At 57.8% G+C, this 19989-nt stretch carries 30 protein-coding genes; all 30 read right to left on the bottom strand.

The window, feature by feature from the left end; translation table 11 throughout:
- Nucleotides 1–48: 48 nt before the first annotated feature.
- Nucleotides 49–396, bottom strand: a complete 348-nt coding sequence (locus C8029_RS12980) for a hypothetical protein (RefSeq protein ID WP_152003050.1) — start codon at nt 394–396, stop codon at nt 49–51.
- 2 nt (nt 397–398) lie between these two features.
- Nucleotides 399–536, bottom strand: a complete 138-nt coding sequence (locus tag C8029_RS22085; protein WP_193217648.1) for a hypothetical protein — start codon at nt 534–536, stop codon at nt 399–401.
- An 11-nt stretch (nt 537–547) separates the two neighbouring features.
- Nucleotides 548–1474, bottom strand: a complete 927-nt coding sequence (locus C8029_RS12975; protein WP_152003049.1) for a phage tail tube protein — start codon at nt 1472–1474, stop codon at nt 548–550.
- Nucleotides 1475–1485: 11 nt separating this feature from the next.
- Nucleotides 1486–1929, bottom strand: coding sequence for a phage tail terminator protein (locus tag C8029_RS12970; protein WP_152003048.1), 444 nt, complete (start codon nt 1927–1929; stop codon nt 1486–1488).
- Complete coding sequence (locus C8029_RS12965; RefSeq protein ID WP_152003047.1) at nt 1929–2438, bottom strand: phage virion morphogenesis protein; 510 nt, start codon at nt 2436–2438, stop codon at nt 1929–1931. The genes C8029_RS12970 and C8029_RS12965 overlap by 1 nt, the downstream gene beginning before the upstream one ends.
- A gap of 1 nt (nt 2439) precedes the next feature.
- Nucleotides 2440–2868 (bottom strand): gp436 family protein, encoded by a 429-nt coding sequence (locus C8029_RS12960; RefSeq protein ID WP_152003046.1) that lies wholly within the window; start codon nt 2866–2868, stop codon nt 2440–2442.
- A gap of 2 nt (nt 2869–2870) precedes the next feature.
- Nucleotides 2871–3311 carry an HI1506-related protein gene (locus tag C8029_RS12955; protein ID WP_152003045.1) on the bottom strand — a complete coding sequence of 147 codons (441 nt, stop codon included), beginning with the start codon at nt 3309–3311 and terminating at the stop codon, nt 2871–2873.
- Nucleotides 3312–3397: 86 nt separating this feature from the next.
- Nucleotides 3398–4294, bottom strand: coding sequence for a Mu-like prophage major head subunit gpT family protein (locus C8029_RS12950; protein WP_152003044.1), 897 nt, complete (start codon nt 4292–4294; stop codon nt 3398–3400).
- 13 nt (nt 4295–4307) lie between these two features.
- Nucleotides 4308–4697, bottom strand: coding sequence for a hypothetical protein (locus tag C8029_RS12945; RefSeq protein ID WP_226946329.1), 390 nt, complete (start codon nt 4695–4697; stop codon nt 4308–4310).
- A gap of 1 nt (nt 4698) precedes the next feature.
- Nucleotides 4699–5733, bottom strand: a complete 1035-nt coding sequence (locus C8029_RS12940) for a phage protease (RefSeq protein WP_152003043.1) — start codon at nt 5731–5733, stop codon at nt 4699–4701.
- A 176-nt stretch (nt 5734–5909) separates the two neighbouring features.
- Nucleotides 5910–6092: a hypothetical protein gene (locus C8029_RS12935; RefSeq protein WP_152003042.1), complete on the bottom strand. Its 183-nt coding sequence runs from the start codon at nt 6090–6092 to the stop codon at nt 5910–5912.
- Complete coding sequence (locus C8029_RS12930) at nt 6089–7405, bottom strand: phage head morphogenesis protein (RefSeq protein WP_152003041.1); 1317 nt, start codon at nt 7403–7405, stop codon at nt 6089–6091. Before C8029_RS12930 ends, C8029_RS12935 begins: the two co-directional genes overlap by 4 nt.
- Complete coding sequence (locus C8029_RS12925; RefSeq protein WP_152003040.1) at nt 7402–8970, bottom strand: DUF935 domain-containing protein; 1569 nt, start codon at nt 8968–8970, stop codon at nt 7402–7404. Before C8029_RS12925 ends, C8029_RS12930 begins: the two co-directional genes overlap by 4 nt.
- Nucleotides 8970–10631: a hypothetical protein gene (locus C8029_RS12920; protein ID WP_152003039.1), complete on the bottom strand. Its 1662-nt coding sequence runs from the start codon at nt 10629–10631 to the stop codon at nt 8970–8972. The genes C8029_RS12925 and C8029_RS12920 overlap by 1 nt, the downstream gene beginning before the upstream one ends.
- Nucleotides 10628–11224, bottom strand: a complete 597-nt coding sequence (locus C8029_RS12915) for a phage protein Gp27 family protein (RefSeq protein ID WP_152003038.1) — start codon at nt 11222–11224, stop codon at nt 10628–10630. The genes C8029_RS12920 and C8029_RS12915 overlap by 4 nt, the downstream gene beginning before the upstream one ends.
- 1 nt (nt 11225) lies before the next feature.
- On the bottom strand, nt 11226–11525 hold the full coding sequence (locus C8029_RS12910) for a VpaChn25_0724 family phage protein (protein WP_152003037.1): 300 nt from the start codon (nt 11523–11525) through the stop codon (nt 11226–11228).
- A complete protein-coding gene (locus C8029_RS12905) occupies nt 11522–11890 on the bottom strand; it encodes a DUF2730 family protein (protein WP_152003036.1) in 369 nt (122 codons plus the stop codon). The genes C8029_RS12910 and C8029_RS12905 overlap by 4 nt, the downstream gene beginning before the upstream one ends.
- Complete coding sequence (locus C8029_RS12900; protein WP_152003035.1) at nt 11890–12294, bottom strand: hypothetical protein; 405 nt, start codon at nt 12292–12294, stop codon at nt 11890–11892. Before C8029_RS12900 ends, C8029_RS12905 begins: the two co-directional genes overlap by 1 nt.
- An 11-nt stretch (nt 12295–12305) precedes the next feature.
- A complete protein-coding gene (locus C8029_RS12895) occupies nt 12306–13166 on the bottom strand; it encodes an N-acetylmuramoyl-L-alanine amidase (protein ID WP_152003034.1) in 861 nt (286 codons plus the stop codon).
- Between the two features lie 92 nt (nt 13167–13258).
- Complete coding sequence (locus C8029_RS12890) at nt 13259–13696, bottom strand: hypothetical protein (RefSeq protein ID WP_152003033.1); 438 nt, start codon at nt 13694–13696, stop codon at nt 13259–13261.
- The gene (locus C8029_RS12885) at nt 13683–13949 is read right to left on the bottom strand and encodes a hypothetical protein (RefSeq protein ID WP_152003032.1); all 267 of its coding nucleotides are present in this window, start codon (nt 13947–13949) and stop codon (nt 13683–13685) included. Before C8029_RS12885 ends, C8029_RS12890 begins: the two co-directional genes overlap by 14 nt.
- A complete protein-coding gene (locus C8029_RS12880) occupies nt 13946–14392 on the bottom strand; it encodes a gp16 family protein (protein WP_152003031.1) in 447 nt (148 codons plus the stop codon). The genes C8029_RS12885 and C8029_RS12880 overlap by 4 nt, the downstream gene beginning before the upstream one ends.
- A 10-nt stretch (nt 14393–14402) precedes the next feature.
- Nucleotides 14403–15056, bottom strand: coding sequence for a DUF3164 family protein (locus C8029_RS12875; protein WP_152003030.1), 654 nt, complete (start codon nt 15054–15056; stop codon nt 14403–14405).
- Entirely contained in the window at nt 15053–15706 is a 654-nt protein-coding gene (locus C8029_RS12870) for an HNH endonuclease (protein WP_152003029.1), read from the bottom strand. Before C8029_RS12870 ends, C8029_RS12875 begins: the two co-directional genes overlap by 4 nt.
- Nucleotides 15703–15954, bottom strand: a complete 252-nt coding sequence (locus tag C8029_RS12865) for a hypothetical protein (protein ID WP_152003028.1) — start codon at nt 15952–15954, stop codon at nt 15703–15705. The genes C8029_RS12870 and C8029_RS12865 overlap by 4 nt, the downstream gene beginning before the upstream one ends.
- 1 nt (nt 15955) lies before the next feature.
- A complete protein-coding gene (locus tag C8029_RS12860) occupies nt 15956–16147 on the bottom strand; it encodes a hypothetical protein (protein WP_152003027.1) in 192 nt (63 codons plus the stop codon).
- The gene (locus C8029_RS12855) at nt 16144–16530 is read right to left on the bottom strand and encodes a hypothetical protein (protein WP_152003026.1); all 387 of its coding nucleotides are present in this window, start codon (nt 16528–16530) and stop codon (nt 16144–16146) included. The genes C8029_RS12860 and C8029_RS12855 overlap by 4 nt, the downstream gene beginning before the upstream one ends.
- Nucleotides 16527–17078: a hypothetical protein gene (locus C8029_RS12850; protein ID WP_152003025.1), complete on the bottom strand. Its 552-nt coding sequence runs from the start codon at nt 17076–17078 to the stop codon at nt 16527–16529. The genes C8029_RS12855 and C8029_RS12850 overlap by 4 nt, the downstream gene beginning before the upstream one ends.
- Before the next feature lie 2 nt (nt 17079–17080).
- Nucleotides 17081–17830 carry an AAA family ATPase gene (locus C8029_RS12845; protein ID WP_152003024.1) on the bottom strand — a complete coding sequence of 250 codons (750 nt, stop codon included), beginning with the start codon at nt 17828–17830 and terminating at the stop codon, nt 17081–17083.
- A gap of 33 nt (nt 17831–17863) precedes the next feature.
- Complete coding sequence (locus tag C8029_RS12840) at nt 17864–19987, bottom strand: transposase domain-containing protein (protein ID WP_152003023.1); 2124 nt, start codon at nt 19985–19987, stop codon at nt 17864–17866.
- Nucleotides 19988–19989 lie beyond the last annotated feature (2 nt).

The following is a 19989-nucleotide window of genomic DNA, read 5'->3' as shown; positions in this document are numbered from 1 at the left end:
AATCGTCTGAGATGGCCGCGCCGCCGTAGATGGCGCGCGCGACCGCTGTCAGTTTTTTTCACGCAACCCCAGCAAGGCTTCGGAAAAGGCACGATCCACGGCTTCACGGATGGGGCTTTGGCGCAACAGACGGGCGCGGGTCTCTTCCGAGAATGGCAACTCGCCACCAGATGCGGTTTCGATGCCGCTCCACCCAATCCAATAGTCAGACAGACGGTCACGCACGGTGTTGATCAGGCTCGGGAATGTGCCATCTTCGGGGCGCTTGTAGAGGTCGAGTTCGTCTTCAGGCAGGCGAAACACGCCCGTAAACTCGCGGATATCCTCGCCACCGGCGCTCGGATATTTGACCTTTACAGGCCATTCAAAGGTGTAATTCGGATCAAAAACGAACATGCTTATTTTCCCTCTGTGTCTTCAAACAGGCTGCTCATTGCAGCATTGATCGCATCAATGATCTCGCTGGCGGTTTGCCAACCAAGCCGAAGTCCGAACCCAGCCACCATCGTGACGCCAAGAATTTGCCACCACGTCATAGCTCGGCTCCTCAGCTGAAGCGGATTTCGATTTCGTCGTCAGACGCGGCGGTGGGCAGGAAGCGCAGATCAAGACTCAGGCCAAGGTCACCGTTGATATCCTGCTCGCTCGGGGCTTTGATCTGCACCTTGGGTGCGGTGACCGTGATGATTTGGCCTGCGGTTTTGCCAAGCGTGAAAATCAGCGGCTCAGTCACCACATCCTTGACCATGCTGAGCAGGTCTTTGGTGGCCAAATCCGGGTGCTTCACGGTCATAGACCCTGTGAACATGCGCGGGCTCAATTTGGTGCCAACGCAGTTCATATATTCGTTGACTTTGGGCGTGCGCCCATCGGTAAAACTGAAGCTCGTCACGCAGAGCTTGGTGCCGCCCAGCGTAAAGGCAAACATGTTCTCCGGCGTACATTCGAGACCACGCGGCCAGCCGGAGAAATCATGCGCCTCAGAGACAAAGGCAACGGGAGCCTGATATTGGCCTTGGCGCGTGAAGCTGAAATAAGCCCGCTTGTTGACCTCGGCCGTGAAGCCAAAGGAGCCGCGCACGCCCACCACGGTCTGCATATGCACCCCGTTGCGCAGCTGTTGTGTGCATGACGGGATCTCGGTCCCGACAGGCAACGGCGTAAAGACTGTATCCCCAACGTCATCTGCCATCTCCATGGCCGATGATTGGAGCAGATGCGCATAGGCTGGTACGGTGCTGACGGGGCCGGGCGCGGCTTCGACCTGATAGGTGGCCCCCGCGCGAATGTTGCTCAGGTCTTCAACCTGTGCGCCCTCTTGGCCGGTCAAAAAGTCCTGCTCTGTATAGTCCGCATCAAGCAGATTGAAGGTCACCTCACGAGCGAGGATCGCATTGGCTGCGGTTGTGGCCTCAGCCGTGCCAGAGGTGGTTTCCAACACTTCGCGGATCAGCCGCTGTTTCCAGGTTGCCATAGTCTAACTCCTCAAGTGATCTGGATGCGCCGATCAAAGCGCAATGTGTAATCGTCCTGCCAAAAGAGACCGCCGTGGGTGTCGATACCGCTTTGGAGTGCGCCCTTGGCAAAGCGGAAAGCATTGCCTCCGACCTCTGGCACAAAGCGGCACAGCGACAGCAGCACCGCTTCACGCAGGGGGGCGAGACTGGTCGAGGCGCGCGCGCCGCTGGTGTCAGCGATGTCGCGCACGGCCATGATCACGCCGATCCGGGCTGTCACGGCCTGCTCGACCATGTCCTCTGACATGTAGCGGTTGTCGCCCGCTTGCTCGCCTAACAGGATGACGAAGGCAGACGGGTATTGCAGCGCGCGCGCACTGACGCGCCCGAGATCGGCGGAAAGGCCGATGGTCTTAAACGCGCCGATTTCGGCGAGCCGGTCTTTGACGATGGCCGGGTCAAGCTGCAGCATCAGTGAACCTCGCCTTCGAGCAGGTCCGTGAAATACAGAACCGACAGACCTTCGATGTCTGCGGCTTCGTCCTCACTGACGCCAAGATAAGGGCGTGCCGGGATCGTGACGGACCCAACCATGACGCTTTCGCCATTTGCCAATGTGAAAGACAGAGCGCCGCCTGATTTCGCCCGGATCGTCGCGCCTGCCTGATGCACCCCAGCATAGATCATGTTCGATCCGACCACGGCTTGACCTGGCGAGGCCTCTTCTGTGATAGATCGCATCAACTGACCGCTGTCATGCAGGGTCGTGCCCTGTTCAAGCTGAGCGCGCAGGCTCTTCGGCCAAGGCGTCCCTTCGGGTGTGACGTTGGTCTGGCCAATCCGCTCGACAGCTCCGTTGACCAACACGGACCCGATTTCCTCCATCAGGGGCGTGAGATCACGGGCACCGGCTACGGCGCGCGCCAAGGCTGCGCGGGGGGCGACATCGTCAAGCCGGAGGGTAAAGGTCACGCCAGCCATCTCAGAACCCCTTCAAACTGTCGCGGGTGAACTGACGGGCAGGGCCGTCGGTCATGGCCACACCGGGAGAGGTGAGCTCGGTGTCACCATCGCCATCGTCGCCAATAGAGGTGTCGCCTTTGGCAATGCTTTTCAGGGTCGATATCGCATCCTTGCGCAGGGTGCCGTAAACCTCGGCATCGTGACCAAGGTTGACGTAAAGCCGGTGCATCGCGAGATCGCGGCAGATCACCGTCAGGATGTGCGGCGGATCGGCCAAGGGCAGGGTGACGGCTTTGGCGATATAGCTGTTGATCTCCGCCGTCGCGTCGTCCAGCGCCTGCGTCAGACGATCATCAGACGGCGTATCTGCCCCCTCAAAATCGGTGAGCAGAGCGAGATCCCCGGACGGGATCACGGCCTTGAGCTGGGCGACGGTGGCGTAGGTCATGATCAGTCAGCCAGCTTTGCGACAGTGAAATGCGGATCGGCTTCGAGCTGAGCAATCTGAAACGCGGTCAAGTCCGCTTCAGGCACGATGGTCTCACCATGCGGCCAGCGGCGACCACAGCGGCGGCGACCGTCCTGGCGATGACAGAGCACGATGAGGTGAGGCTCTGCCGGAATGGTTTCATCATCGGATTTTGCCTCTTTGTCGGCTTGGTCGTCATTGATGCCTGCGTCGGCCACCTTGTCGGTTTCCTTTACGGCATCCGTATCGCTGGCCTTGGCCTGTTCATTGGCGTTGCCTGCATCGGTTGGCGCATCGGTGGTCACTTTCGTGGCGTCCTCGCCTGTCGCTGCGACCTTTACGGCATCAGCAGTTTTGATGTCTGCAGCGTCTTTGGAGGCTGCGGCTTCGGGTTTGATGATGCTTGTGGTCTTGCGGGCCATTTCTGGTCTCCTGTTAGTTTCCATCAGTTCACAAAAGGGGCCGGACCTACCGGCCCCTTGAAAAACTGATCGCCTCTCGGGCTAGATCAGAGGGTCAGGCGACCCTCGACATGCAGCTCAGCCGTATTGCGCCAGGTGTTGGTAGCGCCGGCGTCATCACGCTCGTTGAGCAAAATGTTGCGTGCAGCCCCTTCGTTGGAGGCGGAGACGACAAGCAACTTGGGCTTCAGGTTCAGCTTGCGGCCACGATGTCCGGTTGCGCCAATCATCGCGGCACGCGCAGCCGCATAGTTCTCTGGCGTCAGCGGCTGACGTGAGGCATAGATCAACTGCCATGCGCCAAAGCCGGCAGCAGCGCGCCGTTTTGCCCCCCACAGGAATTCGTCGCGTTCAAATACGTTGTCATCTGTGAGAGAGGTTTTTGCGGTGATTTTTGCGGCTTCGCGATTTTGGAAGATGACCGGCTTGATGACGCGTGTGTCATCGATCAAATACCAGGCTGCGCCGGCACCGCCTTGGAAGTTGGAAACCGACTGCTCATTGCCATCTTTGTCCAGCACCGGGTGATCGGTGTCGAAAAACATCTGGCCGTCGTAATGTTCAGTGGTGAAGCCTTTTTCGAGCATCTCCCAGACCAGATCATCAGGCAATTCAGCGGCCGTTTGGCCCATGTCACTGATGATGGGAGCATAAATGCCGACCTGATCGTCGGAGATGTCATCAACCTGGACAGCAACCGTTTTCTCGAACTTGCGGTTGCGGATGACAAAGCCGTCAGTCTCCAGGCGTTCGATGAAGCGCTCGCCAACCCATTCGCGCATCGGCCCAAGCTCAGAGAGTTTCGGGTAGGCCTGATTGCGTGTGGTTGATCTGACCGTCATAGCGATACGGCCATAGGTGGTTTCAACACCCGTCAAACGCTCATTGAACGCCGTGGTGAAGGCGATATTCAGAGCCGCAAGTGCGGCGTGTGTGATATCCATTTTGCGGACCCCTTTAGAGAATTTCGACCACGACGCCTGCGATCAGGACGTCAAGGCATTTTCCGGCGACCAACGTGCCGACGGCGCCGACGGTGTTGTCGTCAACGACATAGACGTCGGTGCCAATGTGAGTGCGATCAACGCTGCCATCGTTCGCGACCACGAAGGGACCGCGCTCGATGGGAACAGAGGCATCGCCTGCAACCCCATCAGAATTGTCGACACCTTCGGTCGCGACACCACGCATGACCGTCCCAGCCGGAATGGCCGGGATGGCATTGCCGGACGCATCAAGCGCAACCATAGACCCGTTATAGATAATGGTGGCTGCGGCCACGGGGTCTTGAAAGAGCAGACCATGACCGACGCGGGTGCGAGGGGTGTTTTTTGCCAGAGCCGTCATCTCAGACCTCCTTCACAGTGGCATTGCGGGTTTTGAGGAATGCGTCCTCGCTGATGCCCATAACCGAGGCGACCTGACGCTCGGTCTCATCAAGCGCGTCGGTCTTGACGGGCGGGTTTTTGCCAGCGAGTTTACGACCGCCTTTGAGGTCGATGACGGCGGGAGCCGATGCGGCCCATGCCTCAAATTCACCGAGGTCCTTCGATGCCAGCTGAGTGGCCCAGTCTTCCATGGCGGGTGTCAGCTTGCCTGCTTCACGGGCGCGCTCCAATGCAGCCTCGGCCTTGTCGCCAGAGACCTCTTTTTGAAGCGAGGCAAACTGGGTTTGCAGATCGGTAAACTGGCTCAGTGGCACATACTTGGCCGGGTCGGCTGAGGGGACCTTCAAGCGGGCGCAGACCTGTGTCACGGCATCATCGCCGGAGACACCGGCAGCTTTCGCGATAGAGGCCATCTGGGTTTCGGTCCCAACGAGCGCCTCAATGCGCGCGGTGAGTTTATCGGGCTCCTTAGCCGACAGGCCAAGCAGGCCCGCGATCTCTTCGATCGGGTCCATGTGTTCATCCTTTGATGCGATTTGACGAATTTCGGGAAGGGCTGGATTGTTGACGAGACCAGCGCCCTCGATCAGAACGACAGACCCATTCGAGCGCAGCGTTTTGAATACGGGAGAAATGAAGCGGTAGCTTTTGTCTTCGATGGCGCGGCGACCCTCGGAGGTCCACTCGACAGACGCCATCACCCGATCACCATCCACATGCATTGCCGTGATCCACCCGGCGGCGCGACTGTTCGCGGTGCCTTGGGCCGACAGAGAGCGGTGATCGAAGTCAATGGGCAGCACGCCACCAGCCGCCATTTCAAAGCTCGCAGAAATGACAGCCTCGGCTTGATCCGGGACCAGATGCAAACCAGCTGCATTGCGAATGTCCGCCGGAGCAAAGCGCAATGCACCAAGGTGCATGATCTCGATTTGATCAGGCACCCCTCCGGGTAGCGGCGCAAGAGCGCAGATATGTCGAGTTGTTTTGGTCATGGGCAAGCAATGCCATGACCGTCGCCTCAAAGGGCCGGGGATGCAGTTTTGGGGATACTTGCCCTCTGTCGCGCAATCGCAACCGGGGCTATGCCATCTGATAGTGTTTAAAAATCCCGCAGAGCGTTTAAAAATGCCTTTAAGCAGGTTTTAGCAGCAAGTGTCCGCCCCGCGCCTCAGATGGCCTGTGCGGGAAATTTATCGGCCTCGGCACTCAAGAGGTCTACCATGGCCCGAGCATGATCAAGACTGGCCTCTAAGCCTGCAACATCCGATGACATAGCACGCAGCTCTTCCAAGCGCTTCGTCCAGGCGGCCAAGTCGAGAAAGTCAGGATCTGGAAGCAGCGCGAGTTTCATGTCGAAAGCCTTTCGATCAGATCGGCGTATTTGGCAAAGAACTGTTTGAGCCGGTCTGTTAGGCTATAATGATAGTGGATCGCGCCGCGGCGCTCAAGGAAAAGCCCGAGAGCATGTTGGATGATATAAGCGCGGTCACTTTCTGACAACGCTTTCAGGTCGCTTTCGACGATGGGTTTGGCTCGGATTGCAAATTCCCGAAACTGTGGCCCCAGAATTTGAGAGCCGGGTTTTGCGCGCCAGATCGCCCCACCCGGAGAGATTGCGGTCACCGACAGGACGCGGGGGTGGCCGAGCGTCTGAATGTCAGAATAGGACAGCGGTGAGTCTGTGAGATGGCTGTGCAGCAACGTGATGCGATCCGCCTGAAAACTGCCACTGCCCTCAAGCAGGGCCGCATCCACCGATACCGCACCTGGCCGATCCGGTGGCGCGTCAAACAGGATAGAGCTTTGCTCGTCTGCATCGGAGACGACAAGCGTCTCCCGGCCAATCCCCATTTGGCGAAGCCGCAACCCTTGCAAAATGCCGCGCTCGTAAGCCTGTCTCTCGTCATTAAGATCCGGCATGACTTCAGAAACGCGCTCTTTGATGTCAAGCCAAGCTGCACCCGGATTGGCATCAAAGCCGGGATGAACGCCCCGTGGCACGTCGAACACTTCGCCGGTGCGTTTATTGGTCCACGGTTGTTCGTCAAGATCAATGGAGGGCGACACCTGCCGATTGTGCCGTTTCATCCAGCCTTCGGTGCGTTGCACAACATGGCAGCCGCAAAAATACCCATTCGGTGGATAAATCCGCTGCCAGATCGGATCATCGACACGCCATATTTTGTCGTGGAACCGCTCGTGGTCATGGCGCTTACTGGGGCGTTCAACCTGAATATACTGCAGATAAGGGAACGCCTTCTTGGTGCGCTGGATGCGCGCCCAGTGACCAGCAGCATGTGCCGTGCGCATATTGGTGTCATAGATCGTCCGCAGACGCCGAACCGATCCCAGCTGCACGTCTTGCAGCTCGCCGGTCAAAGGGTCTGTCATGACAGATTTGCCCCACCATCCGGCTTTTTGGAGGGCGGGCTCAAGGTTGGCTTGGAACTGGGCGGGTGTGCGGCCTTCGCTGAGTGCTTGATCAAGCTCCCCGCGAATGAGTGCCAAGACGTCATCGCGCATGCCTTTGGCGACGACAAAATTGCGCGCATGCTCTTCACGCCAGAGATCGAGATGGCTGAAACGCTGCAGCTGCGGCGCAAACCCCTTGGAGCGGAAATATTCAATGGCCTCGCGATGCGGCAATGGCTCCAAGGTGATCATGCGTCACTCACCTCGGCCCCAACCTCCCCCGCCAGTCGGGCTGCAAAGGTGGTCTGGCTGAGATGCTCGCGCAGGGCTGCTGACCCGCTGCCTTCCGTGAAGACGTCAAGAATGTCGCGCACCTGATCAAAGTCAGTTGCACTTCCCAAGATGTCGAGCAGTTCAGCCAACTCGCCTTCGGCGACCTTCTGAAGCTCGCCATCAGACATCAGCTCTTCGATCAGCGCATCAATGCTGTCTTTGGGCGCAGCCTCAGACAGCGTGGAGGCCGCTTGTTGGTCCAAATTCGGCGGTACTGTTGCTTCGGGTTTGGCCGGCGCTGGTGCCATCAGGACTTCTTCGCCGTCTTCAGGCTCACGCAGGTTGAAGGCCTTACGCACATCTGACGTCGCGATCCGCAGTCCCAGGCGTGGTCCCTTATCCAGCAGTCGCAGCAAGAGATCAGGATCAGCGCGTTCGGGGGTCACAAAACTGATGACCGGCATAGCCACGTTGTGGCGGGGGTCAAAGTTCAGCCGAACAATAGGCCCGGCCAGATCGCGCTGAAGCGTTGCTGCGAGTTGCTCTGCATCGGCGTCGCGAATATCGGAGCGGACTTCCTCGTGGATTTTGCCAACGGCATGGCCGCCGGAGATTGCGTCCGTTGTGGCAACCTGACCAAGCACGCCTTTGGAGAGCTGCTCGTCCCAATAGCGCGCATTGCCCTCATAGAGCTTGTCCGCGCCGGTCGCAGCCGCAGAGACAATATCAACCTCCATGGATTTCGGGATGATCGCAGCCATATCTGCGCCGATCTGACGTACGGCTCTAAGAAGCGTCTGACGGTCCTCGGGCGTGGCAGTGGTGTCATACTTACCAAGCCGGAGCGGGTGGCCATAGGCCTCACAGAAAATGGCCCAGTCTTTCAAAGTGTAGTTCTTGAAAATGTAGCCCCAAGCCGCAAGCCGCGCGAGACCGCCTCGGATCGGCAAGCCGCTCTTCACCTTGGCCATATGGATGACATAGCTGTCAGGTCGCAAAGGCTGCGGTCCGGCATTATCGCGCAAATAGATGTGCTTGCCGTTTTCTTGATCAAACTCGAACCAGCGCGGATCCACCAGCTCAAGCGAGGAGACTTTGAGGTTGCGTCCTTCACGTTCCCAACCAATCTCGCTGACGGAATAGCTTTTCCCAAGCGCATCCATCACGTCAATCAGCGCGGTTTTGACAGGCGCGGCAGAGAGTGTTTGACGGACCATGTCCGCCGCTTCATTGGCGGCGTCGCTGTCGTCTCCGGGATCGACCTGACTGGCCAGCGAGCGAATGGCGCGCTTTCGCACGCCGAGCACGGCCGCGTAGTGCAGGTCCTTCTCTTCCATTTGCTCCGCGAGTTCGAGATAGGAGGTGGCGTCGCCATTTTCCGCCTCACGCAAGATGGCGGCAAGGCGCAAAGGCGTCAGGCCATCTGCCGGGTGCCCAGATTGGATTTGTCGCACAGAGCCAAATGACGCGACTGCCTGACGCTCCAACAGTTCCGATTCCGGCACGCTTTGCAGCGGTCGGCCAAATTGATCAAGGATCGGCATCACCAAGCACCTCCAGCATTGCCCCAACGTGTGGAGCTTTTATCTTCGTCATCATCATCGTGATCTGGTTTAGCCCAACGGGATCGTGTGCCAGGGACACCTTGATAGGCGTATTCTGAGATTTCCTGACGGCTGGCAAAGAAAGCCAAAGCCCCGGCGATCGCACTGTCGCCGTGCCGATCCAAACCGTCAGATCCTTTGAACCGAAAATTTTGGGGCACCTTGATCACACCGTTCTCATAGGTGAGCGCCTGATGGTCTCTGAGAACATCTTCATGGCGCGCCAGCAAAATCGTCTGATCTCCGAACGCTTCGATGTAGGGTATCATCTCCCGCGCGTACCATTCGCGTGAAAAGGATACTTCGACAATCGTGGGGCCATATTTTTGGGCTGCTTTCTCCGCGAGATAAGCGCCGTTTCCCCCCTTGTCGAAAGCACCTTTCGAGAAGCGCGGTATACGATCACAGGCGTAGTATAGAATCTCGCGTTGCTGATCGAAGGGGATATTGCGCAGTTCGATCACCAGCTTCCAGCGATGGACCAGATCGACACCGTCTTGCGCGATGACGAAATCTGTCGCGTCCCCGGTGCGCGCAAAGTCACCGCCCAAGAAGTGGGGGCGTCCCTTGTCGAGCCGCGCCAGAGCGGGTTTCAGCTCTTTCTCGCACCAGTCCAGGGCAGCTTTTGTGCGCACCTCTTCCGACTGATCCCGGAAGTCATCGTCGCAAATCCATTTAGCAATCGGGACTTCGTCCGGTTTCGCCATGCACTTTTCGATCTGGACGCGCGTCAGCGCCGCTCCGGCCGTGTCCGCAGGCACCGCATCGAGCTCTTGCCGCATGGCTGCCTTGCGCACCCCGTAAGCGCCGCGAATGAGCGCCTCCCATGCGTCTTGGCCTTCCTGCGTCCACTCCCGCCCCTTCATGTAGCAGACGCGCTTATAAAGCCCGTTTTCAACGGCCTTTGAAAAGGGGATGTGATGGACGTTGAACGGTACCTTTCCGGCAAGGGCTTCCTGCACCAGTTCATTGAACGGGTTCAGATAGCCATTGTGCGTCGAGATTACCCGAACCTTGCCGCCCCAGATCAAAAGGGCGTTCACCGCGTCGATGACTTCGCGCACGTCCTGGTGAAACCCGGCCTCGTCAATGACCACGATCCCCTGAAGACCGCGAATGTTCGCAGGGTTGGAGGACAGGGCCTCAATACGAAAGCCGCTGGCAAACCGGATGCGGAAAGCGGTGATGTCCTTGGACGTTCCATCGGGGCGCTCATCCTGAAAGATGAACTCCTCGATCTGCGCCAGCTCCCCCGAGATCACCTTCGCGAAATGGGCAACATATCCGATGAATTCACGGCCTTTGTCCTTGGTGTCGCCGATGTAGAAGACATTGTCGCCACCAGCGGAGCGTGAGGCCGCCGCGATGAGCGTATCATTCAGAGCTTCGGCAAACGTGATCCCGGTACGACGCCCCTTTTCCGCGATCTTGAGATCGCTTTCGTCGTAAATCCATTCGAGCTGGTGATCCATAAGGATGCCGTCGGCGGTCGGGTCCAGATCATCCGGCAAGTCACCGCTTGAGAGAAACCCGTCAGGAACCTTTTCCGGGTCTCGTGAAAGAACAGGATTTTTCGGCGCGAGTGTTTCTTCGAGTATCACCTCTTCACCTGCTTCGGTTTTTTGCCAAGTAACTTGTTGCGCATGAACTCAACCCGATCTTCCGAAAGCCCAGCCTCGGCTCCAGCCCCGGCGAGCCTGTCATCGACCTCTTGGAGAGCCTGTTCACGTGCCTCTTTGGCAACCCGCTCACGCTCATCTGTGACAAGTTTCTCGCGCATGCCAGATGATTGCATGACGTCCTTGAGCATCTTCCCGATAAAGTGCAATTCCTGCGGGTTGATATCACCACCGTCCTTGATCATCTGCGCCTGCATCACCTTGAAGGCGAGTGTGGTCACCATTTGAAAAAGGACGTTGTGGCGCTTGGCCTCATCCGCGAGACCCTCGCTTTGCATCCACTCAACTGCCCATTCAGAGGCCTGTTCCTGAGCTTTCACAAAGGCTTCGTATCCTTGGCCAAAGCGATTGACCGTTGCCGGATGCAGGGTCTCACTTGATCCGTGCTCTGCCAGACGACGATTGAGCTCTTCGGTGAGTTCAACATACCCGGCAAAGCCGCGATCACGCAGCTCGTCTTGGAGCCACACGCGCAGCTCTGCGGGCAGCAGGTCTATTTTACGGGGAGGAGGCATATCAGCTCCTCGGCCGTGGGCGCTGGATCTCGGGGTGTGTTGTCACGCCACGTGCGATTTCCGCGCCTGACTGAGTGGCTTGCACGACAATGAAATCAGCGTTGTCATCGTAGATGATAAAGCCGTTTTCCCGCAACCAGGCCAATTCCGTCACCACTTGGCTGCGCGTGGAGCGCAAGCCGACACCCGCGAGGATATCGCCAAGGATCGAGGCATTCGACATATATTCGGCGCAAGCCTCAAGATGGCGCAGGATCGCAAGGCGGCGGTGTTTGCGCACAGTATCAACGTAGTCGCTCATCGTTTTCCTCCGTCGAGCAAATGGTCCTCATGCCGTGCAACAATCGTTTCGAGACGGCTCATAATTTTGCTGTTGCCTTCCATCACGGCAACCATGGCTTTCATCTCGCCTTGCATTTCCTTCAGGGAGAGGTGGAGTTCATGGAGGTCTTCGCGTGTCGGCTGCCCGCGCAAGGCCTGCTCGACACTGGCGACCCGCCCATCAAGCCGATCCATGCGCGCACTACCAACCTTGAACCGCTCTTCGATGGCTTGATCGCGCTTCTCCACGTCCTTGTCGCGCGTGCGCCACCAGGTGTAGAGGATATTGGCGATGCTCAATAATGTGAGCACCGCCGCCAGAATGGAGATGACATCCACAGTCATCAGCTGTCGCTCGCCGCCATTTTGGAAGACAGACCAGCGACGCTGTCGAAACCGAGCAATGGTGGCAAGGAACCAAGGGCCTCGCGCAGCTTTGCCTCGGCGATACTTGCCAACACGCCGTGGGCGGGGTCCAGTGCGGCAATGGCGTCGGGCACGCTGACAGCCGCATGTTTGATGGCTGACGTGATGGCAGCCTGCCGGTCTTCTCCGCGCGCGAGTGCAGCACGAATGCCCGACATCAAAGCAGAGTGAAGCGCCTCGCGATGGGTCGCTTCAATCTGGATGCCCCAGCGCGTTTTGGCGACGGCTGCGGCTTGGATCAGGAGCGTGCCAAGAATGGCCGAGATGATCTGCAACAAGGTCGGCAGAAACATCGTGATAACTTCAGAAAACAGGGCGTTCATAGGAACCTCTTTCAGGATGTGGGCGTGAGAATTGGGGCGGCATATTTGGCAACGATCCAGCCTTCTTGGCCGCCATAGAGAACACGGAGCCATTGGCGACGATCAAACATACCTGTGCGCAGCACGGGCACGATCATGCCATCTGGAATGGAGGCGATGATGTTGGGATTGAACGATGGCCAGCGGCGCATATTGAGTGTGCCGCCAAAGGTCTCGACTTGGACCATCTCATCTGACAGCTCAGAGCCTTTGTTTGCGGCTGCGTCTGCCGGATCGTCACGGCCAAGAATGTGGGCACGGACATGTTCGAGCGGGAAGAGGGGATTGGTGTCGACCTTGCGACCGGGGCTCACGTACCAGTGCGTGGTGATGTCAGTCAGAGTTTTGATGTCGCGGAAAAGCGCCTCCAGGAGCGATAAGAGTGCGGTGATTTGCTTCTCTGCATAGGGCATCCAGATGCCGTGGCCGTGGGGCTCTGTGGTCATCTCCACCAAGCCGTACAGGCTGAAATCGAATTTCTGCCCATACCAAGCCACACCTTGCCCACCGTCCTTGGTCATGCGGCCAGGATTGACAAGTTCGATGCCGATAGAGAACCCATTGCACCCATCGCGCCCGTGAAAACTGGAGCGGCCCGCATGATTTGCTTTTCGGTTGGTTGGGACCAGCTGGGTGATCGTGCCATCGGTTTCGATCACAAAATGGACACTGGCCTTGGCGACGTTTTCAGACGCTAGATAATCTGCCGAATTGAGCCTGCTCAGACGGCCCGCCGTATCATGAAGGACGACGATCTCCGGGGTGATAATGCCACCAGTGTAATAGGCCTTTTTGAACTCCAGCCCTTCAACCTTATGAGATTTAACGCGCATCTATGCCTCCAATTCGGAGGCGGAACGCACCCCCAATACAATTGGAGGTGCCATGTCAAAGGCCAGATTGGGCCGGGGATGCGGTTTTGGGGCTACTCGGACTGCGGATTTGGGAAAGGTAGGGAGAGCTGGTCATCATGACCGCTTTCACGCCGCATTTGGGTACGCAACTTGTGTATCCAAGCGGCTGTCACACCAAACTCGGTCGCGATGACATTGGCTGATCGCGTCGGTTTGGTCAATCCGGCGTCGAGAATAGCTGCGCGCAGTTCGGCAGCGCGATCTTGCGTCTTGCGAGCACGCAGACTTGGAATGTCGACGGCTGTGCCGCCAAAGCGTGCGCTCAACCATTCGACTACAGGCTGGCCGACTTCGGCGGCCAGATTAGATCCGGCGGCGCGTTTGGGGACATCACGTCTTTGGCCCCCGGCATTGGCCAACAGTTTCAAAACGGCAGGCTGCCCAAGATCAGCCTCCAGTTCGTCAATCCACGCATCGCGGTCTCCAAACGGCCAGTCAGATGAGGTCATCTTCAATCCTCCATGCTTTAGGTTTCTTGCGCTTTTTGCGTTCTGGACGTTGCAAAACAGTGGTCACGACAAGGCCTTCTTCGCCTTCTCGAACGATAAAATTCAGATCACCAATCGGCACATATGTTTGATCTGGGCGTCTGGCTTGAGCTACTTTCCGGGCGATCTCCGCACGCAGGCGTTCGATCTCGAAACCGCCAGCGCGCTCCAAGTATCGCAACACCGCATGATCGGAGACGCCCAGCTCGGTCATTTCGTCTGCACCCCATTGCGGCGGCACATGTCTTTGAGGGCACGGATCACCGCGTTGATCTGGTCTGCATCGCGCAGCGCATCGATGTCGATTGGCACCGACTGCCATTTGCCTTCAAACCGAGACCGCACAAAGGCGTTGAGACCGGCGCGGTCAGGGCGGTCCAAGACACCGGCATCCCCAAGGAGCTTCCAAAGCACATGGATAAGGCGCAGATCGGCACGGGGCGCAGGCTTGAACTTACCCTTTTTGCCGCCGTTAAAGCCCGCTTTAAATCCGCGCTCTTTGAGGTTTTCAACCACAGCTCGCAACTCGGCGTCAGACATGTCGGACAGAGAGGCCTTGCCGGTCACCACGAGCTGCAGATCATGGCGCGTGTCATCATCAATGCCAAGCTGCTTGCAGCCCGCAAAGATTTGGCGCTGGAGCGTGCGATCAGTCATCCCACTCCCCTTATGCTTTCGCCAGATCGATGGTGATCGCCCGCCAAGGCCCATCATATGTGTCGCGCTGATAGCAGCGCACATAGGTTTTGGACCCGACCACGCGCATGGCGTCCCGGATGGCTGTCATCGCCTGTTTCCAACGCGCATCTTCAATCTCAAGGCGCAACAGCATGAACACCTCAGAGCGATTGATCTGACCGGCTTTGTCGGTGTTGAACGCACGCGTGACGATGGCGCGGATTTCCGGGCGGCTCTCAGCCGACCATTCGTTGAGGCATTCATCGACCAGCTCTTTGGCGATCTGGAGCTGAGGCCCAAAGTCAATGTGGTCGGCAACCTGAATGAGCACCTTGAACAGGCCGTCATGCGACATGAAGGTTTTGTTGCCCTTAGATCCGCCTTTGGTACGTCCGTATTTCTCAGCCAAAAGGCCCTCAAGCGTGGAGAGGTCTTCAAAAGTATGGCCTTTGAACCGGGCCACTTGATCACTCAGGTCCGAGGCATAGCCGATGATTTTGCGCACGGTTTGATCTTCGAGCTTAGCTTCGGCCTTGATCATTTCCACAGGCACGAGACTGCCCTTGGCATCTGCCATGTAGGGCTTGCCGTTGATGACATCGATGCCGTCAGGCACGGTTTGAATATTGGTGTTCTGGTTCATTTCTTACGTCCATTTTGAGAGTGATTTTTTTGAGCATTCCGCGCGGCGTTCTGTAGTTTCGCAGCGGCCAGAACATAGGGTTTCAATTCCGGCTCCGCGTCGTCGTAACTCAGATTTCCCCAGCGACCATTGAGGCGAGGCAGAAGGGCGCGAGGGATCGGGGTCCAGTTCGAAGGCGCTGTATTGGTTTTGTCGCCATCAACGCACTTGAGACAGTGACCATCCGGCACGGGGCCATGCGCCTTCTCCCAAAGCCATTTGTGCTTTGCGATGTAGCGGCGTTCGGCGTCGGTCCATGGATTTCGCTCGGCCACACTGATCTCGACATAGCCTTCTCGGTTGATCCGCTCATGGCCGATTTCGTTTTGATTATGGGGGCGATGTCCCTTTTTAAACTGGCGCGCTTTGAAAGCGTCACTCACGGGCAGGCTTTTTCCCTTGTTCCAGGAATGCTGACCTTTTTCAAAGCACCCCGTGCGCCCTGTATTCCAGCCCTTACGCTTCATAAGAGCGCGCAGGTTTTCAAACGACACATCTTCACGCCGAAAGGTCGCACAGAACTCGGCATGCAGTTCCGTGCGCTTGGTCGTGGCCCGTTCCTTCAGCCAGGCAAGCTCGATCGCGCTATATGGAATGCATGCGCGTTTCATTCCGTCTTGCTCCCGATTTGGGGCCCGATTTGGGGAAGGTGTGGCAACACGGCCTCGCCGTGTTCTGCAAAGAGTTTGGCCGCTTTCAATCCGGTATTTGCGATGCTCAAAACCTGATCAGACAAGCCTACGATGGCATCAGCACGCTTCACCTCACGGGCGATTGCATCGGCGTCCAAATCCTCGTCGGCGAGGCGTTCGAGTTGCGCAAACAGATGGTTATTGAGGTCGTGGAGCTTGTTTTTCATGTCAGGTCTCCTGATGATACGGGATTGGCTTCATGCCGAGGCAAACAAGAGTGAGCGCCATGGCTTCGATTTCGTCGTTGGTGAGGCGCTCGATCCCACGGCTTCCGCGCGCATCAATCTTGCCGATGGCACGGGCAGCCAGATCGAGCATTTCGTCCTCAGAGAAAGGGGCATGTGTCTTTGGGGCGCTCATTTGTTGACGCCCTCCGGCCCGTCTTTGCGGTTGCGCGGGCACTTTCGGCAGGCATGAAACATGCGGGATTTGTGCGGTGAGGAGGGGTTCGGCTCTTTGCTTTCCAGACGCCATGCCAGGCACTGGTCGGCGGTGATGTCGCCAAGGGCAGGGCAGGTCACGCCGCGCATGAAAAAATCACGCACGTTCTTTTCGATCTTGTCCATGTCGCCGGTGTAGGTGTTGTTCAACACGAGGCTGATCACGGCGCTGGAGTAACCGATTTTCTTGGCGACTTTGTTCTGTGACGCTCCATCGGCGTCGCAGGCTGCGACCAGCACTGCCACCCAATCGGGCAGCTCTCCGCACCATGCGTCTTCGGCTTTTCTGAACCGCGCACTCATAGCTGTGCCCCCTCAACGTGAGCGACCTTGCCGTCATTGCCGTCAATAATGACCGCTTTGCGTTGTACTGTCGGTGGCAGAGGTCCTGTGTCTTTGATCAGCTGATACCGTGCTGGCCGCTGTTTGTTGGCTTTCTGGATGACGCGGAAGTAGTCCGCGCGGAGCAACTGTTGGCAGTAGGTGGTGACGACTTTCTGGGTGATTTCTGGGTGGGACGCCCCAAGCGCCAAATGGATATCAATCGGCGAAAAGGTCTTTAAGACACGCATGATCGTCCACATCGCGCCTTGCGGGGACTGGCGTTTCTCAGTCGCAGTTTGGCGGCGCTTTTCGCCATCATGGATCGAAAACAGAACTTGCCCATCACGCTTGCCGCATTCATGCAAAAGGCCAAGGCGCTTGAGCTTTGCGACAAAGTTCGTCCGGCAATAATCGGACACATCAACCGCGTCTTTGATCATGGCATGGGTCACTTCTGGGCAGGCTGACATGTAGTCCCACATCGCCTTTTCAGCGTCATTTTTTGGTTTAAAGCACATGCTGGTCATGGTTATGCAACCCTCCGAGCCGTCGGCGCTGAGTTGCGCAAAAATGGTGCATCACCCCATTTGTCGAGTGACATGGTGGAGAGGTTCATCATCTGGGCTTGCTGCGCCACATAGGCGAAATCCATCGCCATTTTGCGCACGACACCGTCGTTGCGGATACGAATGTGGTCGAGCAAATCTGGGGTGATGCCGATGCCGGGTGCGTAATGATCCGCGAGCATTTGCGCATCTTGCATGTCGGCGCGCTCGGCGCCGACCCAACGATAAATGCGGTTGTCGACCTGTTCCCACTGGCGCAGCTTTTGCGGCAGCTCTTCCATACCGACCAGAATGATGGGGATGCCCGTTTTGTCATGGATGTCGCGCACCCGCTCAATCATCGGGGAGGCGCGTTTCTTGATCAGATAGTCGGCTTCGTCCAGGATCAGCGGGCGATTGGCGCGCATCAGTTCCTTTTTGCACTGATAGGACCTTTCGGCGACGGTGCCTTTTGCCTCCACGCCCAGCTCGGACAGGATCGCAAAATACAGCATGCTGGCGGTCCAATCGGCCTCAATCGAAATGTGGATGGCATCCAGGCTGGCGCACACGCTGGCACAGGCAAAGCTCTTGCCCAACCCCGATGGCCCATGAAACACGCCCAAGCCCGGCAATCCAAACGTGCGGTCCATCAGTTCACTGGCCAGCAAGTTTAGGGCTGCGACGTTGCGCAGAGGCTTGATACTGTCACCTGTCGTCAATGCATGTGTCATTTTTTACGTTCCTTGCTTTTTGTCTCGATGCGGCTATCGGATGCCGCTCGCCCCGTATTGTTTGAACATCAGCAATTGGCCCTTGTATTCAGCGCTTTGCCTGTAGCTGTTGAGCCATTTTGCCTCTTCTTCGCCGATGGGTTGCCCGGCCTCTGAGCGTGCCAAAATGTCTTGAGCACGCCGAAAACGATCACCCGGTGTCGCAGCTTTTTCAGCGTCTTCGTTTGATGCGACCTTCGCGGGCAGGTTCAAAATCATCGCCTCACGTGCCGCGTCGACCGCCGGGTTTGCCGGCACCTCAATCTTGCGCGGTGGCTGCTGCATTTTTGTGGGGGTCTTTCCAAACATGGGCCTGACCACCTTGGCCGCAGGGCGATCCAATGCGGGTGTCGCTGCTTGATTCAAGGCCTCGCCCAAATCGGCGGGGCTGATGGGTGCATGCGCTTTGAGCAGTGCCTTTTCGGCGCTCTTGATGCGGGCGACGCGTTTGGCGGTTCGTTGTGCGCCAGACAGATCGAAGAAGCCGGTTTGTTGACGGCATTCTGCAAAGCCCAAATACGCGCCATCGGTGCCATAGATATGCACGCCGCTGTGCAGGTCCTCGGGATCAAACCGCGCCACAACGTCCCGGCTTGGATGTTCTGACATCCAGTCGCTGTGATAGTGGTTGCCTTGGAATTTCAGCTCGCCGTTGTTCTTGTTCAGCTTGCCCGCGTATTGCCCCATCATCCAAAGGCGGCGCTGTTCCTCAGAGGCCTTTTGAATGGGCGCTTTGACATAGCTTTCCTCAAAGGTCTGATCAAAGGAGCGCCCCATGGCCGTATCGGAGAGGCGGCCTTCGCGGGCATTGTGCTCTGCGACCCGTTCGGCCAAGACCTGCAAGAACGTCTCTGCGGGCACCGCGCGGCTGCCGTAGTTTTCTGGCTTTGCCGTGGGCTTGTTGCCGACATAGGCCCCTGCGAACCGAACATCTTTGGCGATGGAACTGGCAAAGTCGCGAAACCCGCGCTCAATCGGTTTGGCTTGGCCATGGGCGGGCGTCGCAAAGGTGACCTGAATGCCCAGCAAGGGCAAAACCCCAAGCGGCTCGTCGTCGCGGATTTTAAAGCGGAACCGATGTTTAGCGCCGCCTGTCATCCATTTGTTGGCAAATTCGTGGCCGTTATCAAACAGGCACCGGCGCGGGATGCCCCAATGTTCGATCATCTCGCCAAAGGCTGCCATGACCATCACTTTGTTCGGGTCATGATCAACCCGCCAAGACAGGATTTTGTTCGAATAGAGGTCTTGGAAACCGATGATCTGCGGGCGGTTTATGGTGCCGTCAGGCCATTCCACAAAGACGTCGATCTTATGGCAATCCGCGTTCACGGCTTCCAATGCATGCAAGCCGCTGCGGTCGCGGATTTGGGCGGGAAAACAGCGCATCAATCCCTTCAAACCTTCGCGGGCAAAGACCCTAGTAACGCGCGGGACCTCCTTCTCAATCCGCCGCGAGGCCGTGCGCTCAGGGACAATGGCCCAGCCCTTTGATTTTGCGACCTTCTTCGCATCTCTGTAGCAATCCTTGTACGTTGGCCCTTCCAGCCGCAGAAAAAGGCTCTTTAAAAACTCCATAAAGGGCCGCGTTTCTGCGCTTGTTGTCGTTTTGCGTTGGGCCAATCGGTGGCGCGGTGCCAAATAGGCCAAGCGGTCATCCACCGCGACGCCCTCAATCATGTCCAGCCAGTTGTAGATCGAGCGTGGCGACGCCTTGGTCGTTTGCGCGGCAATTGCGCCAATAGCAGCCACCTGCGTGGTGCCAATCGACACCAGCTCCTCGACCTTCTGGATGATGGTCAGGCGGCGCGCGGCCTCGTCCTTTGTTTTCTGCGGCAAGCCATCAAAGGCAGCCCAAGCTGCGCCGCGGTCTGGCTTGGCGTCAGGGGTCGTCTCAGAGCGCACCAAGAGCGCCTTGCGGGCCTCAAGCGGCAACACCGACCAATGATATTGCCAGCCGCCACCACGCCCAGCCTTGCGTTGCGCACAGCCTGGCTGCGCGCGCCAGGCACCCGCCAACAAGTTGATGCCTTGGCGGGTGCCGGGCAGGGTGGGCAGCTTTGCGGCTGCCAACTCATCGGCGGTCCACCAAATCTTTGAAGGCTCAAGGCGCGTCATGG

It is taken from the genome of Roseobacter sp. TSBP12 (assembly GCF_009129705.1).
Classification (GTDB): domain Bacteria; phylum Pseudomonadota; class Alphaproteobacteria; order Rhodobacterales; family Rhodobacteraceae; genus Celeribacter; species Celeribacter baekdonensis_A.
The sequence above is the reverse complement of the archived record's forward strand: the minus strand, read 5'-3'. Positions and strand labels throughout refer to the sequence as shown.

Bases quoted from the DNA above. Each gene is read 5' to 3' on its own strand.
- C8029_RS12855 (WP_152003026.1), bottom strand. From the start codon at position 16,530: ATGAGTGCGCGGTTCAGAAAAGCCGAAGACGCATGGTGCGGAGAGCTG.
- C8029_RS12890 (WP_152003033.1), bottom strand. From the start codon at position 13,696: ATGACCTCATCTGACTGGCCGTTTGGAGACCGCGATGCGTGGATTGAC.
- C8029_RS12915 (WP_152003038.1), bottom strand. From the start codon at position 11,224: ATGCCTCCTCCCCGTAAAATAGACCTGCTGCCCGCAGAGCTGCGCGTG.
- C8029_RS22085 (WP_193217648.1), bottom strand. From the start codon at position 536: ATGACGTGGTGGCAAATTCTTGGCGTCACGATGGTGGCTGGGTTCGGA.
- C8029_RS12910 (WP_152003037.1), bottom strand. From the start codon at position 11,525: ATGAGCGACTACGTTGATACTGTGCGCAAACACCGCCGCCTTGCGATC.
- C8029_RS12860 (WP_152003027.1), bottom strand. From the start codon at position 16,147: ATGAGCGCCCCAAAGACACATGCCCCTTTCTCTGAGGACGAAATGCTC.
- C8029_RS12865 (WP_152003028.1), bottom strand. From the start codon at position 15,954: ATGAAAAACAAGCTCCACGACCTCAATAACCATCTGTTTGCGCAACTC.
- C8029_RS12965 (WP_152003047.1), bottom strand. From the start codon at position 2,438: ATGGCTGGCGTGACCTTTACCCTCCGGCTTGACGATGTCGCCCCCCGC.
- C8029_RS12850 (WP_152003025.1), bottom strand. From the start codon at position 17,078: ATGACCAGCATGTGCTTTAAACCAAAAAATGACGCTGAAAAGGCGATG.
- C8029_RS12970 (WP_152003048.1), bottom strand. From the start codon at position 1,929: ATGCTGCAGCTTGACCCGGCCATCGTCAAAGACCGGCTCGCCGAAATC.
- C8029_RS12885 (WP_152003032.1), bottom strand. From the start codon at position 13,949: ATGACCGAGCTGGGCGTCTCCGATCATGCGGTGTTGCGATACTTGGAG.
- C8029_RS12975 (WP_152003049.1), bottom strand. From the start codon at position 1,474: ATGGCAACCTGGAAACAGCGGCTGATCCGCGAAGTGTTGGAAACCACC.
- C8029_RS12895 (WP_152003034.1), bottom strand. From the start codon at position 13,166: ATGCGCGTTAAATCTCATAAGGTTGAAGGGCTGGAGTTCAAAAAGGCC.
- C8029_RS12940 (WP_152003043.1), bottom strand. From the start codon at position 5,733: ATGACCAAAACAACTCGACATATCTGCGCTCTTGCGCCGCTACCCGGA.
- C8029_RS12900 (WP_152003035.1), bottom strand. From the start codon at position 12,294: ATGAACGCCCTGTTTTCTGAAGTTATCACGATGTTTCTGCCGACCTTG.
- C8029_RS12875 (WP_152003030.1), bottom strand. From the start codon at position 15,056: ATGAACCAGAACACCAATATTCAAACCGTGCCTGACGGCATCGATGTC.
- C8029_RS12870 (WP_152003029.1), bottom strand. From the start codon at position 15,706: ATGAAACGCGCATGCATTCCATATAGCGCGATCGAGCTTGCCTGGCTG.
- C8029_RS12950 (WP_152003044.1), bottom strand. From the start codon at position 4,294: ATGGATATCACACACGCCGCACTTGCGGCTCTGAATATCGCCTTCACC.
- C8029_RS12980 (WP_152003050.1), bottom strand. From the start codon at position 396: ATGTTCGTTTTTGATCCGAATTACACCTTTGAATGGCCTGTAAAGGTC.
- C8029_RS12955 (WP_152003045.1), bottom strand. From the start codon at position 3,311: ATGGCCCGCAAGACCACAAGCATCATCAAACCCGAAGCCGCAGCCTCC.
- C8029_RS12905 (WP_152003036.1), bottom strand. From the start codon at position 11,890: ATGACTGTGGATGTCATCTCCATTCTGGCGGCGGTGCTCACATTATTG.
- C8029_RS12960 (WP_152003046.1), bottom strand. From the start codon at position 2,868: ATGACCTACGCCACCGTCGCCCAGCTCAAGGCCGTGATCCCGTCCGGG.
- C8029_RS12845 (WP_152003024.1), bottom strand. From the start codon at position 17,830: ATGACACATGCATTGACGACAGGTGACAGTATCAAGCCTCTGCGCAAC.
- C8029_RS12840 (WP_152003023.1), bottom strand. From the start codon at position 19,987: ATGACGCGCCTTGAGCCTTCAAAGATTTGGTGGACCGCCGATGAGTTG.
- C8029_RS12880 (WP_152003031.1), bottom strand. From the start codon at position 14,392: ATGACTGATCGCACGCTCCAGCGCCAAATCTTTGCGGGCTGCAAGCAG.
- C8029_RS12930 (WP_152003041.1), bottom strand. From the start codon at position 7,405: ATGATCACCTTGGAGCCATTGCCGCATCGCGAGGCCATTGAATATTTC.
- C8029_RS12935 (WP_152003042.1), bottom strand. From the start codon at position 6,092: ATGAAACTCGCGCTGCTTCCAGATCCTGACTTTCTCGACTTGGCCGCC.
- C8029_RS12925 (WP_152003040.1), bottom strand. From the start codon at position 8,970: ATGCCGATCCTTGATCAATTTGGCCGACCGCTGCAAAGCGTGCCGGAA.
- C8029_RS12945 (WP_226946329.1), bottom strand. From the start codon at position 4,697: ATGACGGCTCTGGCAAAAAACACCCCTCGCACCCGCGTCGGTCATGGT.